The following is a 13,113-nucleotide window of genomic DNA, read 5'->3' as shown; positions in this document are numbered from 1 at the left end:
CACAGCCCCGCACACGCAGCGTGATGATGCGTCACAGTCGGTGCCGGAGGTGGTACCGCATGAACGCGACCCGAGCACTCGGACGGTACGGCGAAGAGATCGCCGCCCGCCGGCTCACCGCCACCGGCCTGCACATCCTCGCCAGGAACTGGCGCTGCGGCCGGACCGGAGAAATCGACATCGTCGCCCGCGACGGCGACACCCTCGTCATCTGCGAGGTCAAGACCCGCCGCGACGGCGCCTTCGAGCACCCGATGGCAGCCGTCACCCCACGCAAGGCCGAACGGCTCCGGCACCTCGCCGCCTGCTGGCTCGACCGGCACGGCGGACCACCGGGCGGACCCGCCGGCGGCGCCGTCCGCATCGACCTCGTCGGCGTCCTCCTGCCCCGCCGCGGCGCACCCGTCGTCACCCACGCCCAGGGGGTGGCCTGATGGGATTCGCCCGCACCTGCTCCGTCGCCCTCGTCGGCGTCGAAGGCGTCGTCGTCGAGGTCCAGGCCGACCTCGAAGCCGGAGTCGCCGCCTTCACCCTCGTCGGCCTCCCCGACAAGAGCCTCACCGAAAGCCGCGACCGCGTCCGCGCCGCCATCGTCAACGCCGGCGCCGAATGGCCCCAGAAGAAACTCACCGTCGGCCTCAGCCCCGCCTCCGTCCCCAAGGGAGGCTCCGGCTTCGACCTGGCCGTCGCGGCGGCCGTCCTCGGCGCCGCCGAACGCATCGACCCCCGCAGCATCGCCGACCTCGTCCTCATCGGAGAACTCGGCCTCGACGGCCGCGTCCGCCCCGTCCGAGGCGTCCTCCCCGCCGTCCTCGCCGCAGCCGACGCCGGCTACCGGCACGTCGTCGTCCCCGAACAGACCGCCGGCGAAGCCGCCCTCGTCCCCGGCGTCGCCGTCCTCGGCGTCCGCACCCTCGGCCAACTCATCGCCGTCCTCGCCGACGAACCCGTCCCCGAAGAAGAACCCCACGAAGAAGGCCGCCCCGACCCCATGCTCGCCGGACTCCTCGTCCCCGGCGCGGGCGTCGGCACCGGACTCGCCGCCGACCCCGCCGACGGACCCGACCTCGCCGACGTCGTCGGCCAGCACACCGCCCGCCGCGCCCTGGAGATCGCCGCCGCCGGCAGCCACCACCTGCTGCTCACCGGACCACCCGGCGCCGGAAAGACCATGCTCGCCGAACGGCTCCCCGGCATCCTCCCGCCCCTCACCCGCCAGGAATCCCTCGAAGTCACCGCCGTCCACTCCGTCGCCGGAATCCTCCCGCCCGGCGAACCCCTCGTCCGCCGCGCGCCCTACTGCGCACCCCACCACTCCGCGACCATGCAGTCCCTCGTCGGCGGCGGCAACGGACTGCCCCGCCCCGGCGCCGTCTCCCTCGCCCACCGAGGCGTCCTCTTCCTCGACGAAGCACCCGAATTCAGTACCAAAGCCCTCGACGCCCTCCGCCAACCCCTCGAATCCGGACACGTCGTCATCGCCCGCGCCGCCGGCGTCGTCCGCCTCCCCGCCCGCTTCCTCCTCACCCTCGCCGCCAACCCCTGCCCCTGCGGACGCCACACCCTCCTCGGCACCGGCTGCGAATGCCCCGCCTCCCTCATCCGCCGCTACCAGGCCCGCCTCTCCGGCCCCCTCCTCGACCGCGTCGACCTGCGCGTCGAAGCCGAACCCGTCACCCGCTCCGACCTCCTCGGCCACGGCGGACGCGGCGAACCCACCGCCACCGTCGCCGACCGCGTCCGCGAAGCCCGCGCCCGCGCCGCCGCCCGACTCGACGGCACCCCCTGGACCGTCAACAGCGAAATCCCCGGCCACGAACTCCGCACCCGCTACCAAGCCGCCCCCGGCGCCCTCGCCGCCGCCGAACGCGACATCGAACGCGGCCTGCTCACCGCCCGCGGCCTCGACCGCGTCCTCCGCGTCGCCTGGACCGTCGCCGACCTCGCCGGCCACGACCGCCCCGGCCCCGAAGACCTCGCCCTCGCCCTCGAACTCCGCACCGGCATCACCCGAGGCGTCCCCGTACCCGCGGGGGCGGGGGAGTGGACATGACCCGGTACGACGACACCCGCGCCCCCGCCGACAACCAAACCCCCGCCGACAACCAAGCCCCTGCCCACGACCGAACCCCCGCCCACTCCCTCGACGAGGAACGCCTCGCCCGCGCCGCCCTCAGCCACATCGTCGAACCCGGCGACGAACACGCCGGCCGCGCCCTCCGCCACCACGGCGCCACCGGGTTCCTCCGCCTCCTGCGCGAAGACGGCAGGACCGCGGAACCCGGCCTCTGGGAACCCGACACCCCAGGGCCGGCCCCCGACCCCCGCGACGGCACCACACTCCCCGGCACCAGCGAAGCCCGCCTCGCCGGCTGGCGACGCCGCGCCCGCACCGCCACCCCCGAACAGCACCTCGACCACATCACCCGACTCGGCGGACGATTCGTCATCCCCGGCGACACCGAATGGCCCCGCCAACTCGACGACCTCGCCGACGCCCGCCCCCTCGGCCTCTGGGTCCGCGGACCCGCCGACCTCCGCGCCTGGGCCCTCCGCTCCGTCGCCCTCGTCGGCGCCCGCGCCTGCACCCCGTACGGCGCCCACACCGCCGCCACCCTCGCCGCAGGCCTCACCGAACACGGCTGGGTCGTCGTCTCCGGCGCCGCCTTCGGCATCGACGGCGCCGCCCACCGCGGCGCCCTCGGCACCGGCGGCGCCACCATCGCCGTCCTCGCCTGCGGCGTCGACATCCCCTACCCCCGCGGCCACGCCGGCCTCATCCGCCGCATCACCGAACAAGGCCTCGTCCTCGGCGAACTCCCACCCGGCGGCCACCCCACCCGCAGCCGCTTCGTCCTCCGCAACCGCGTCATCGCCGCCCTCACCCGAGGCACCGTCGTCATCGAAGCCGAATACCGCAGCGGCTCCCTCGTCACCGCCCGCGCCGCCGCCCGCCTCGGCCGCCACACCATGGGCGTCCCCGGCCCCGTCACCAGCGGACTCTCCGCCGGAGTCCACGAACTCCTCCGCGGCGAAGCCACCCTCGTCACCGACGCCGCCGAAATCGTCGAACTCGTCGGAGACATCGGCCAACTCGCCCCACCCCGCCGCGGCCCCGTCCTGCCCCGCGACCTCCTCGCCCCCGACACCGCCCGCGTCCTCGAAGCCCTCCCCGGCCACCACCCCGCACCCCTCGCCGACATCGCCACCCGCGCCGGCACCCACCCCGACCACACCCTCGCCAAGCTGTACGAACTCCACTCCCTCGGGTTCGTCGAGCGACACCAGGACCACTGGCGGTTGACGAACAGGCCGACAGAACCGTCGAACGCCCGGCATGGCGGTACTTGACCCGGAGCATTCGGGTGAAAAGGTGAAGACGGTGAAGACGAAGAGCAACCGAGGGCACCCGACCACACCCGACGGGCCGACGCGTGCCACGACCCCCGTTCGAAGATGCGGGCGACCACAGCCACCCGGACCGGCGCGATCCACCGGCGTTCGCTCACCGCGACAGCCCACTCACGCTACGCTCACGAGAATTCCCCGCCCGACAACCGGAACGACTCCTTCGCACCCGACAGCAGAACGGCTCAAGGCGACGCATGCCCCAGCACACCTCCGGGTCTGACCGCGCCGCGGTGCCCCCAGCAGCCCGGGGCACCGGCACCGTGCGACCGCCCGCACCGACCTCGCTCGACGAACTGTGGCGCTCCTACAAGGACACCGGCGACGAACGGCTGCGGGAACAGCTGATCCTGCACTACTCGCCCCTCGTCAAGTACGTCGCCGGCCGCGTCAGCGTCGGCCTGCCCTCCAACGTCGAACAGGCCGACTTCGTCTCCTCCGGAGTCTTCGGACTCATCGACGCCATCGAGAAGTTCGACGTCGAGCGCGCCATCAAATTCGAGACCTACGCCATCACCCGCATCCGCGGCGCCATGATCGACGAACTCCGCGCCCTCGACTGGATCCCCCGCTCCGTCCGCCAGAAGGCCCGCAACGTCGAACGCGCCTACGCCACCCTCGAAGCCCAGCTGCGCCGCACCCCCAGCGAGCCCGAGGTAGCCGAGGAGATGGGCGTCACCCTCGAAGAACTCCACTCCGTCTTCAGCCAGTTGTCCCTCGCCAACGTCGTCGCCCTCGAAGAGCTCCTGCACGTCGGCGGCGAAGGCGGCGACCGCCTCTCCCTCATGGACACCCTCGAGGACACCGCCGCCGACAACCCCGTCGAAGTCGCCGAGGACCGCGAACTGCGCCGGCTCCTCGCCCGCGCCATCAACACCCTCCCCGAGCGCGAGAAGACCGTCGTCACGCTCTACTACTACGAAGGCCTCACCCTCGCCGAGATCGGCCACGTCCTCGGCGTCACCGAGAGCCGCGTCAGCCAGATCCACACCAAGTCCGTCCTCCAGCTGCGCGCCAAACTGGCCGACGTGGGCCGCTGACGCCACCCCGCCCCACCGCCGTACAGTGGAGCCGTGCCAAGGATTCGAGCGGCCTCCGTGGCCGAGCACCGGACGATGCAGCGCGCCGCCCTGCTGGACGCAGCGCGCTCCCTGCTGTCCGAAGGCGGAACGGAAGCACTGACCTTCCCCGCCCTCGCCGAGCGCACGGGCCTGGCCCGCTCGTCGGTCTACGAGTACTTCCGCTCCCGCGCCGCCGTCGTCGAGGAACTCTGCGCCGTCGACTTCCCCGTCTGGGCCGCCGAGGTCGAAGCGGCCATGGCCGCCGCCGACACCGCCGAGGGCAAGATCGAGGCCTACGTCCGCAGCCAGCTCGACCTGGTCGGCGACCGCCGCCACCGCGCCGTCGTCGCCATCTCCGCGAGCGAGCTCGACCAAGGCGCCCGCGAGAAGATCCGCGCCGCCCACGGCGGCCTGGTCACCATGATCGTCGCCGCCCTCACCACCCTGGGCCGCCCCCAGCCCCGCCTCGAAGCCATGCTCCTCCAGGGCGTCGTCGACGCCGCCGTCCGCCGCATCGAACTCGGCGCCGCCGAGGACCCGGCCACGATCACGAACGCCGCCGTCTCGATGGCCCTCGGCGGCATCCGCGGCGCCTGATCCTCTCTGGGCCCTCCCCCCCACCCCCTCCCTCCCCGCCCTCCGCCGCCTCCGTGTCATTCAGGTGCGCGCCCCCAGACCGGCAGCAGGCGCGACGGGCCCGCGGCGCCCAGCAGGCGCAGCGGGTTCAGGTAGGTGTCGCCGCGGAGGAGGCCCCAGTGGAGGCAGCTCGCGGGGCAGTGGGTGCCGCCTTCGGTGACGCGGGCGACGATGTCGCCGGTCCGGACGGTGGTGCCCGTGGGGACGAGGGGGTCCACCGGGACGTAGGTGGTGCGGAGGGGTGGGTCGCCGGTGCCCGGGAGGGTGAGGACGAGGACGCCCTGGCCGCCGACCGGGCCGGCGAAGGTGACGGTGCCGGCGGCGGGGGCGTGGACCGGGGTGCCGGGTGGGGCCGCGAGGTCGAGGCCGCGGTGGCCGGCGGCGTACGGGCCCGGTGGGGGCTCCCAGCCGCGGAGGATGTCGGGGCGGGGCGGGCCGATCGGCCAGGTCGCCGTGAGCAGGGTGAGCAGGGACAGCGCGTTCAGCAGGGTCATCGGGATCTGGTGCATGACGGCAGGTTGCCCGGGCCGGGAACCCCATGACCGGCATCGGCGGAATCTGTGGACAAGCGCCCGGTTGTGGACAACGGCGTCACCCGGCGCTCCCGGGGTCCCGTACACTTTCCATGGCGACCCGGGTCACCGGGTCGACTTCGCACGCCCCGCCACCGGTCCCTCGTGACGGGTGGCAGCGCCTTTCGGTCCCTCGTGGCACGGCGCGCCGGGGCGTCAGGAACACAACCGAGAAACCAAGGAGATGGCCATGGCCGTCGTCACGATGCGGGAGCTGCTGGAGAGCGGCGTCCACTTCGGTCACCAGACCCGTCGCTGGAACCCGAAGATGAAGCGCTTCATCTTCACCGAGCGCAACGGCATCTACATCATCGACCTGCTCCAGTCGCTGTCGTACATCGACCGCGCCTACGAGTTCGTCAAGGAGACCGTCGCGCACGGCGGCTCCATCATGTTCGTCGGTACGAAGAAGCAGGCCCAGGAGGCCATCGCCGAGCAGGCGACCCGCGTCGGCATGCCGTACGTGAACCAGCGCTGGCTGGGCGGCATGCTCACCAACTTCTCGACCGTCTACAAGCGTCTGCAGCGCCTCAAGGAGCTCGAGCAGATCGACTTCGAGGACGTGGCCGCCTCCGGCCTCACCAAGAAGGAGCTCCTGGTCCTCTCCCGCGAGAAGGCCAAGCTGGAGAAGACCCTCGGTGGTATCCGCGAGATGCAGAAGGTGCCAAGCGCCGTCTGGATCGTCGACACCAAGAAGGAGCACATCGCCGTCGGTGAGGCGCGCAAGCTCCACATCCCGGTCGTCGCGATCCTCGACACCAACTGCGACCCCGACGAGGTCGACTACAAGATCCCGGGCAACGACGACGCGATCCGCTCTGTCACCCTGCTCACCCGCGTGATCGCCGACGCCGTCGCCGAGGGCCTCATCGCCCGTTCCGGCGCCGCGACCGGCGACCAGAAGCCGGGCGAGAAGGCCGCGGGCGAGCCGCTCGCCGAGTGGGAGCGCGACCTGCTCGAGGGCGAGAAGAAGGCCGACGAGGCTGCCCCGGCCGCCGCCGAGGCCGAGAAGCCGGCCGAGGCCGCTGCCGAGACCGCCGAGGCTCCGGCCGCGGACGCCGAGCAGGCCTGACCCTTCCGGTCCCTCAGGACTCGCGGGTGACGACGGCGGGGGCCCACAAAGCCCCCGCCGTCCACCCGTGACCCGCCCGATCTTTCAGACTTCGAGAGAGAAACAGACTCATGGCGAACTACACCGCCGCTGACGTCAAGAAGCTCCGCGAGCTCACCGGCGCCGGCATGATGGACTGCAAGAAGGCCCTGGACGAGGCCGACGGCGACGTCGACAAGGCCGTCGAGGCCCTGCGCATCAAGGGCCAGAAGGGTGTCGCCAAGCGTGAGGGCCGCTCCGCCGAGAACGGCGCCGTGGTCTCCCTCATCGCCGACGACAACACCTCCGGTGTCCTGGTCGAGCTGAAGTGCGAGACGGACTTCGTCGCCAAGGGCGAGAAGTTCCTGGCCGTCGCCAACGCGCTGGCCGCGCACGTCGCCGCCACCTCCCCGGCCGACCTCGACGCCCTGCTCGCCTCCGAGATCGAGGCCGGCAAGACCGTCCAGGCGTTCGTCGACGAGGCCAACGCCAACCTCGGCGAGAAGATCGTCCTCGACCGCTTCGCGCAGTACGGCGACGGCTTCGTCTCCGCGTACATGCACCGCACCATGCCCGACCTGCCGCCGCAGATCGGTGTCCTGGTCGAGCTGGACAAGGAGAACGCCGAGGTCGCGAAGGGTGTCGCGCAGCACATCGCCGCGTTCGCCCCGAAGTGGCTCTCCAAGGAGGACGTCCCGGCCGAGGTCGTCGAGACCGAGCGTCGCGTCGCCGAGGAGACCACCCGCGCCGAGGGCAAGCCCGAGGCCGCGCTCCCGAAGATCGTCGAGGGTCGCGTCAACGGCTTCTTCAAGGACGCCACGCTGCTCGGCCAGCCGTACGCGCTGGACAACAAGAAGACCGTCCAGAAGGTTCTGGACGAGGCCGGTGTCACCCTGAAGCGCTTCACCCGCATCAAGGTCGGCATCTGAGTCCGTACGCAACGGACACCGGACCCCGGTAGGGTCTGAAGCAGCCGCCCGCGTTCGCGCCGGACGGCCGCAGATCTGACGAGGAGGCCATTGCCGTACGGGAAACCGCAAGGACCCCAGGGCAATGGCCTTCTTCGTATGTGCACGAGGAGATCTCCATGAATCAGGGCGCCGCACAGGGCGACGACAACAACGGCAAAAAGGCCGGCCGCTTCATGCTGAAGCTGTCCGGCGAGGCTTTCTCCGGGGGCACCGGCCTCGGGGTCGACCCGGATGTCGTGCACGCGATCGCGCGCGAGATCGCCGCCGTCGTCCGCGACGGCGCCGAGATCGCGATCGTGATCGGCGGCGGCAACTTCTTCCGCGGCGCCGAGCTCCAGCAGCGCGGCATGGACCGGGCCCGGTCCGACTACATGGGCATGCTCGGCACCGTGATGAACTGCCTCGCCCTCCAGGACTTCCTGGAGAAGGAGGGCATCGACTCGCGCGTGCAGACCGCCATCACCATGGGGCAGGTCGCCGAGCCGTACATCCCGCTGCGCGCCGTGCGGCACCTGGAGAAGGGCCGCGTGGTCATCTTCGGCGCCGGTATGGGCATGCCGTACTTCTCCACGGACACGACCGCCGCCCAGCGCGCCCTGGAGATCGACGCCGAGGCCCTGCTGATGGGCAAGAACGGGGTCGACGGGGTCTACGACTCCGACCCGAAGCGGAACCCCGACGCGGTGAAGTTCGACGCGCTCGAGTACGGCGAGGTGCTCGCCCGCGACCTGAAGGTCGCCGACGCCACCGCCATCACCCTGTGCCGCGACAACAACCTCCCGATCCTCGTCTTCGAGCTCCTCGCCGAGGGCAATATCGCGCGCGCCGTGAAGGGTGAGAAGATCGGCACGCTCGTGAGCGACCAGGGCACCCGGGCCTGACCCGAACCGGGAACCGCCCCGCGCGGGGTACCCGCCCCCGTGAGGGGGACGCGCTCCGCGAGGGGGATGGACAGAGCCCTGCCGGTCGTACACCGTGCAGGACACAACGCGACGACACGCAGGAGCAAGTGGTGATCGAAGAGACCCTCCTCGAGGCCGAGGAGAAGATGGAGAAGGCCGTCCTGGTCGCCAAGGACGACTTCGCGGCGATCCGCACCGGCCGTGCGCACCCGGCGATGTTCAACAAGATCGTGGCCGACTACTACGGCGCCATCACGCCCATCAACCAGCTGGCGTCGTTCTCGGTGCCGGAGCCGCGCATGGCCGTGGTGACCCCGTTCGACAAGAGCGCGCTGCGCAACATCGAGCAGGCCATCCGCGACTCGGACCTCGGCGTCAACCCGAGCAACGACGGCAGCATCATCCGCGTGGTGTTCCCCGAGCTGACCGAGGAGCGCCGCCGCGACTACATCAAGGTCGCCAAGACCAAGGCCGAGGACGCCAAGGTCTCGATCCGCGCCGTGCGTCGCAAGGCCAAGGAGGCCATCGACAAGCTCGTCAAGGACGGCGAGGTCGGCGAGGACGAGGGCCGTCGTGGCGAGAAGGAGCTCGACGACACCACCGCGAAGTTCGTGGCGCAGGTGGACGAGCTGCTGAAGCACAAGGAAGCCGAGCTCCTCGAGGTCTGATGAACGACTCATCCTGGGGGTCCCCGGCCTGGGGGTCCCCGGCCGGATCCGGCTTCGGGGGACCCGACCAGGGGCCTGCCCCGGCGGGTCCCGCCCACGATGGGCGGCAGGCGGCGCAGACTCGGCCCATGCCCATCGTGTCCGACGTTTCCGCCGGCGACAACCAGGACGATCACGACCGGGGGGCCGCTCTGCCGAGCGGTCCCCTGTTCCGTGACGAGACGCCGCACGAGCACCCGCAGCACGAGCACCCGCAGCACGAGCACCCGCAGCACGAGCACCCTCCGTACGAGTTTTCGCAGGAGCCCATGTCCAGCCCCTCCCAGCCGCCGCCCGCTCCTTCGCCCCGGCAGCAGCCGCGGCAGAAGAAGAGCGCGGGCCGTGACCTGGGCGCGGCGATAGGGGTCGGCCTGGGGCTCGGCGCGGTGATCATCGCGTCGCTGTTCATCTGGAAGCCGGCGTTCGTCGGCGTGATAGCGGTCGCCGTGGTCGTGGGCCTGTGGGAGCTGACCTCGCGGCTGCAGGAGCGCAAGTCCATCAAGGCGCCGCTGGTGCCGCTCGCGGTCGGCGGTGCGGCGATGGTCGTCGCCGGCTATGTGCGCGGCCCCGAGGGCGCGTGGGTGGCGATGGCGCTGACGGCGCTCGCCGTCCTGGTGTGGCGGATGACGGAGCCCCCCGAGGGTTATCTGAAGGACGTCACGGCGGGTGTGTTCGCCGCGTTCTACGTGCCGTTCCTGGCGACGTTCGTGGCGCTGCTGCTGACCGCGGACGACGGTCCGCAGCGGGTGCTGACGTTCCTGCTGCTCACGGTGGTGTCGGACACCGGCGCGTACGCGGTGGGCTGGCGGTTCGGCAAGCACAAGCTGGCGCCGCGGATCAGCCCCGGCAAGACCCGTGAGGGTCTGGTCGGCGCGGTGGCGTTCGCGATGGCGGCGGGCGCGCTGTGCATGGAGTTCCTGATCGACGACGGTGCCTGGTGGCAGGGTCTGCTGCTCGGCCTCGCGGTGGCGGCGAGCGCGACGCTCGGCGACCTGGGCGAGTCGATGATCAAGCGTGACCTGGGCATCAAGGACATGGGCACGCTGCTCCCGGGCCACGGCGGCATCATGGACCGGCTGGACTCGCTGCTGCCGACGGCGCCGGTGGTGTGGCTGCTGCTGGTCCTGTTCGTGGGCAGCGGCTGACGGGCGCGCAACAGGTACTCTGGAAGGGCTCGCGACCCGGTGTCGCGGGCCCTTCGTACGCCCCGCCGCCCGCGGGGACGATCCCGTGAGGTCTCCTGGCTCCGGCTCCGGCAACGTCCCGCCGTGCTCCCCGCCCCCTGGGTGGCGTCAGACCTCGTCGTTCTGAGGAGACACCCGTCGTGGCCCGCCCGCTTCCCGGAGAACTCACTTTCGTCGCCCCGCGGGGAGCCAAGCAGCCCCCGCGGCACCTCGCCGACCTGTCGCCCGCCGAGCGCAAGGAGGCGGTCGCCGCGATCGGCGAGAAGCCGTTCCGCGCCAAGCAGCTGTCGACGCACTACTTCGCGCGCTACGCGCACGACCCGGCGGAGTGGACCGACATTCCCGCCGCCTCGCGCGAGAAGCTCGCGGGGGAGCTGCTGCCCGACCTGATGTCGGTGGTGCGGCACGTCTCGTGCGACGACGACACCACCCGTAAGACGCTGTGGCGGCTGCACGACGGCACGCTCGTCGAGTCGGTGCTCATGCGCTACCCGGACCGGGTGACGATGTGCATCTCCTCGCAGGCCGGCTGCGGCATGAACTGTCCGTTCTGCGCGACGGGGCAGGCCGGTCTCGACCGGAACCTGTCGACGGCGGAGATCGTGCACCAGATCGTCGACGGGATGCGCGCGCTGCGCGACGGCGAGGTGCCGGGAGGCCCGGCGCGGCTTTCGAACATCGTGTTCATGGGGATGGGCGAGCCGCTCGCCAACTACAAGCGGGTCGTCGGCGCGATCCGCCGCCTCACCGACCCCGAGCCGGACGGCCTGGGCCTGTCGCAGCGCGGGATCACCGTGTCCACGGTCGGCCTGGTGCCGGCGATGCGGCGGTTCGCCGACGAGGGCTTCAAGTGCCGGCTCGCGGTCTCGCTGCACGCGCCGGACGACGAGCTGCGCGACACCCTCGTACCGGTGAACACCCGCTGGAAGGTCCGCGAGGTCCTCGACGCGGCCTGGGAGTACGCGGAGAAGTCCGGCCGCCGGATCTCCATCGAGTACGCCCTGATCCGCGACATCAACGACCAGGCCTGGCGGGGCGACCTCCTCGGCCGCCTCCTCAAGGGCAAGCGGGTGCACGTCAACCTGATCCCGCTGAACCCGACGCCCGGCTCGAAGTGGACGGCGTCCCGCCCCGAGGACGAGAAGGCGTTCGTCGAGGCGATCGCCCGCCACGGCGTCCCGGTCACCGTCCGTGACACCCGCGGTCAGGAGATCGACGGCGCCTGTGGACAGCTGGCCGCCGCCGAACGCTGACCTTGTACTCTGAGCTCGAACACATCTTCATCATCCGACAGGGGAGCGCCACAGCGCTGAGAGTGCGGTAACCGTAGACCGCAGACCCTCTGAACCTTGCCCAGGTCATTCTGGGTAGGAAGTTCGGTCGTAACTCGAGCTGTTGCGCCCTGCCCGCGCCCGGTATACCCGGACGCGGGCAGGGCCGCGTCTCCTTCTGGTCACACCCAGGAGGACATTCACGTGAACATCAGGAAGGCGGCCGCCGCCGCGCTCGTCGCGGCGCTCGGCGTCACCACCCTCGCCGCGTGCGGTGGCACGGACGACGCGCGGGAGGCGGCCGGCAAGACCGACCAGCCCATGCCGAAGACCGTGACCCTCGTCAGCCACGACTCCTTCAACGCCTCCAAGGAGGTGCTCGCGGAGTTCACCAAGCAGACCGGTCTCACGGTCAAGGTGCTCAAGAGCGGCGACGCCGGCGAGGCCGTCAACAAGGAGATCCTGACCAAGGGCTCCCCGCAGGGCGACGTCTTCTTCGGCGTGGACAACACGCTGCTGTCCCGCGCCCTCGACAACGGCATCTTCGTCCCGTACGAGGCGCAGGGCCTGGGCCGGATCCCGGCGGAGCTGCAGCTCGACAAGGAGCAGCACCGGGTCACACCGATCGACTCCGGCGACATCTGCGTCAACTACGACAAGCAGTACTTCGCGGACAAGAAGCTGGCGCCGCCGCAGAGCTTCGACGACCTCGCGAAGCCCGCGTACAAGGACCTGCTGGTCACGGAGAACCCGGAGCGGTCCTCCCCGGGCCTCGGCTTCCTGCTCGGCACGGCCGCGAAGTACGGGGACGAAGGCTGGCCGGACTACTGGAAGAAGCTCAAGGCCAACGGCGTGAAGACCGTCGACAGCTGGGAGCTCGCCTACAACCAGGAGTTCTCCGGCTCGGCCGGCGGCAAGAAGGCCAAGGGCGACCGCCCGCTCGTCGTGTCGTACGCGTCCTCCCCGCCGGTCGAGGTGCTGTACGCGGAGCCGCAGCCGAAGGTCGCGCCGACCGGCGTGTCCACCGGCACCTGCTTCCGGCAGACCGAGTTCGCGGGCCTGCTGAACGGGGCGAAGAACCCCGAGGGCGGCAAGAAGCTGATCGACTTCCTCATCTCGAAGAAGTTCCAGGACGACATGCCGCTGCAGATGTTCGTCAACCCGGTGACGAACGACGCGACGCTCCCCGAGCTGTTCACCAAGCACGGTGTGGTGATCGAGAAGCCCGAGACGATGGCGCCGAAGAAGATCGCCGACAACCGTGACCAGTGGATCCAGCAGTGGACCTCGCTCGTCCTGAAGTAGCCGCCC

At 71.2% G+C, this 13,113-nt stretch carries 13 protein-coding genes and 1 riboswitch; of the genes, 12 read left to right on the top strand and 1 reads right to left on the bottom strand.

The genetic code is table 11. The features are described 5' to 3' along the window. Positions 1 to 59: 59 nt before the first annotated feature. The 5 genes from KV205_RS13765 to KV205_RS13745 all read left to right on the top strand — a co-directional run bounded on the left by KV205_RS13765 (position 60) and on the right by KV205_RS13745 (position 5,066). Entirely contained in the window at positions 60 to 434 is a 375-nt protein-coding gene (locus tag KV205_RS13765) for a YraN family protein (protein ID WP_265864607.1), read from the top strand. After that, positions 434 to 2,053, top strand: a complete 1,620-nt coding sequence (locus KV205_RS13760; protein ID WP_265864605.1) for a YifB family Mg chelatase-like AAA ATPase — start codon at positions 434 to 436, stop codon at positions 2,051 to 2,053. The genes KV205_RS13765 and KV205_RS13760 overlap by 1 nt, the downstream gene beginning before the upstream one ends. After that, on the top strand, positions 2,050 to 3,351 hold the full coding sequence (gene dprA / locus KV205_RS13755; RefSeq protein ID WP_265864604.1) for a DNA-processing protein DprA: 1,302 nt from the start codon (positions 2,050 to 2,052) through the stop codon (positions 3,349 to 3,351). Before KV205_RS13760 ends, dprA begins: the two co-directional genes overlap by 4 nt. Positions 3,352 to 3,605: 254 nt before the next feature. Further along, positions 3,606 to 4,448, top strand: coding sequence for an RNA polymerase sigma factor WhiG (whiG, locus tag KV205_RS13750; protein WP_265864603.1), 843 nt, complete (start codon positions 3,606 to 3,608; stop codon positions 4,446 to 4,448). A gap of 57 nt (positions 4,449 to 4,505) precedes the next feature. Then, complete coding sequence (locus KV205_RS13745; RefSeq protein WP_265864812.1) at positions 4,506 to 5,066, top strand: TetR/AcrR family transcriptional regulator; 561 nt, start codon at positions 4,506 to 4,508, stop codon at positions 5,064 to 5,066. 56 nt (positions 5,067 to 5,122) lie between these two features. Here the strand turns inward: KV205_RS13745 and KV205_RS13740 are convergent, their stop codons facing one another. Then, positions 5,123 to 5,614: a M23 family metallopeptidase gene (locus tag KV205_RS13740; RefSeq protein WP_265864601.1), complete on the bottom strand. Its 492-nt coding sequence runs from the start codon at positions 5,612 to 5,614 to the stop codon at positions 5,123 to 5,125. Between the two features lie 253 nt (positions 5,615 to 5,867). Between KV205_RS13740 and rpsB the strand changes: the two genes are divergently transcribed. From rpsB to KV205_RS13705, 7 genes are all read left to right on the top strand, one after another. Beyond that, positions 5,868 to 6,749 (top strand): 30S ribosomal protein S2, encoded by an 882-nt coding sequence (rpsB, locus tag KV205_RS13735; protein ID WP_265864599.1) that lies wholly within the window; start codon positions 5,868 to 5,870, stop codon positions 6,747 to 6,749. A gap of 110 nt (positions 6,750 to 6,859) precedes the next feature. Then, the gene (gene tsf, locus KV205_RS13730; protein ID WP_265864597.1) at positions 6,860 to 7,696 is read left to right on the top strand and encodes a translation elongation factor Ts; all 837 of its coding nucleotides are present in this window, start codon (positions 6,860 to 6,862) and stop codon (positions 7,694 to 7,696) included. Positions 7,697 to 7,854: 158 nt separating this feature from the next. Continuing rightward, on the top strand, positions 7,855 to 8,619 hold the full coding sequence (gene pyrH / locus KV205_RS13725) for a UMP kinase (protein WP_265864596.1): 765 nt from the start codon (positions 7,855 to 7,857) through the stop codon (positions 8,617 to 8,619). Positions 8,620 to 8,750: 131 nt separating this feature from the next. Next, complete coding sequence (gene frr / locus KV205_RS13720) at positions 8,751 to 9,308, top strand: ribosome recycling factor (RefSeq protein WP_265864595.1); 558 nt, start codon at positions 8,751 to 8,753, stop codon at positions 9,306 to 9,308. Further along, positions 9,308 to 10,492, top strand: a complete 1,185-nt coding sequence (locus KV205_RS13715) for a phosphatidate cytidylyltransferase (RefSeq protein WP_265864593.1) — start codon at positions 9,308 to 9,310, stop codon at positions 10,490 to 10,492. Before frr ends, KV205_RS13715 begins: the two co-directional genes overlap by 1 nt. 179 nt (positions 10,493 to 10,671) lie before the next feature. After that, positions 10,672 to 11,784, top strand: coding sequence for a 23S rRNA (adenine(2503)-C(2))-methyltransferase RlmN (gene rlmN, locus KV205_RS13710; RefSeq protein WP_265864591.1), 1,113 nt, complete (start codon positions 10,672 to 10,674; stop codon positions 11,782 to 11,784). Positions 11,785 to 11,813: 29 nt separating this feature from the next. Next, a riboswitch (TPP riboswitch) is annotated at positions 11,814 to 11,923 on the top strand. Positions 11,924 to 12,006: 83 nt separating this feature from the next. Further along, on the top strand, positions 12,007 to 13,107 hold the full coding sequence (locus tag KV205_RS13705; RefSeq protein WP_265864589.1) for a thiamine ABC transporter substrate binding subunit: 1,101 nt from the start codon (positions 12,007 to 12,009) through the stop codon (positions 13,105 to 13,107). The last annotated feature ends 6 nt before the right edge of the window (positions 13,108 to 13,113 follow it).

The organism is Streptomyces sp. SKN60, assembly GCF_026236535.1.
Classification (GTDB): Bacteria; Actinomycetota; Actinomycetes; order Streptomycetales; family Streptomycetaceae; genus Streptomyces.
Note: the sequence above shows the minus strand (reverse complement) of the source record. Positions and strands in the feature narration are given on the sequence as shown.

Excerpts from the sequence above, each read along its gene's own strand:
- KV205_RS13760 (WP_265864605.1), top strand. The coding sequence starts at position 434 with ATGGGATTCGCCCGCACCTGCTCCGTCGCCCTCGTCGGCGTCGAAGGC.
- tsf (WP_265864597.1), top strand. The coding sequence starts at position 6,860 with ATGGCGAACTACACCGCCGCTGACGTCAAGAAGCTCCGCGAGCTCACC.
- dprA (WP_265864604.1), top strand. The coding sequence starts at position 2,050 with ATGACCCGGTACGACGACACCCGCGCCCCCGCCGACAACCAAACCCCC.
- KV205_RS13715 (WP_265864593.1), top strand. The coding sequence starts at position 9,308 with ATGAACGACTCATCCTGGGGGTCCCCGGCCTGGGGGTCCCCGGCCGGA.
- rpsB (WP_265864599.1), top strand. The coding sequence starts at position 5,868 with ATGGCCGTCGTCACGATGCGGGAGCTGCTGGAGAGCGGCGTCCACTTC.
- KV205_RS13740 (WP_265864601.1), bottom strand. The coding sequence starts at position 5,614 with ATGCACCAGATCCCGATGACCCTGCTGAACGCGCTGTCCCTGCTCACC.
- pyrH (WP_265864596.1), top strand. The coding sequence starts at position 7,855 with ATGAATCAGGGCGCCGCACAGGGCGACGACAACAACGGCAAAAAGGCC.
- whiG (WP_265864603.1), top strand. The coding sequence starts at position 3,606 with ATGCCCCAGCACACCTCCGGGTCTGACCGCGCCGCGGTGCCCCCAGCA.
- KV205_RS13765 (WP_265864607.1), top strand. The coding sequence starts at position 60 with ATGAACGCGACCCGAGCACTCGGACGGTACGGCGAAGAGATCGCCGCC.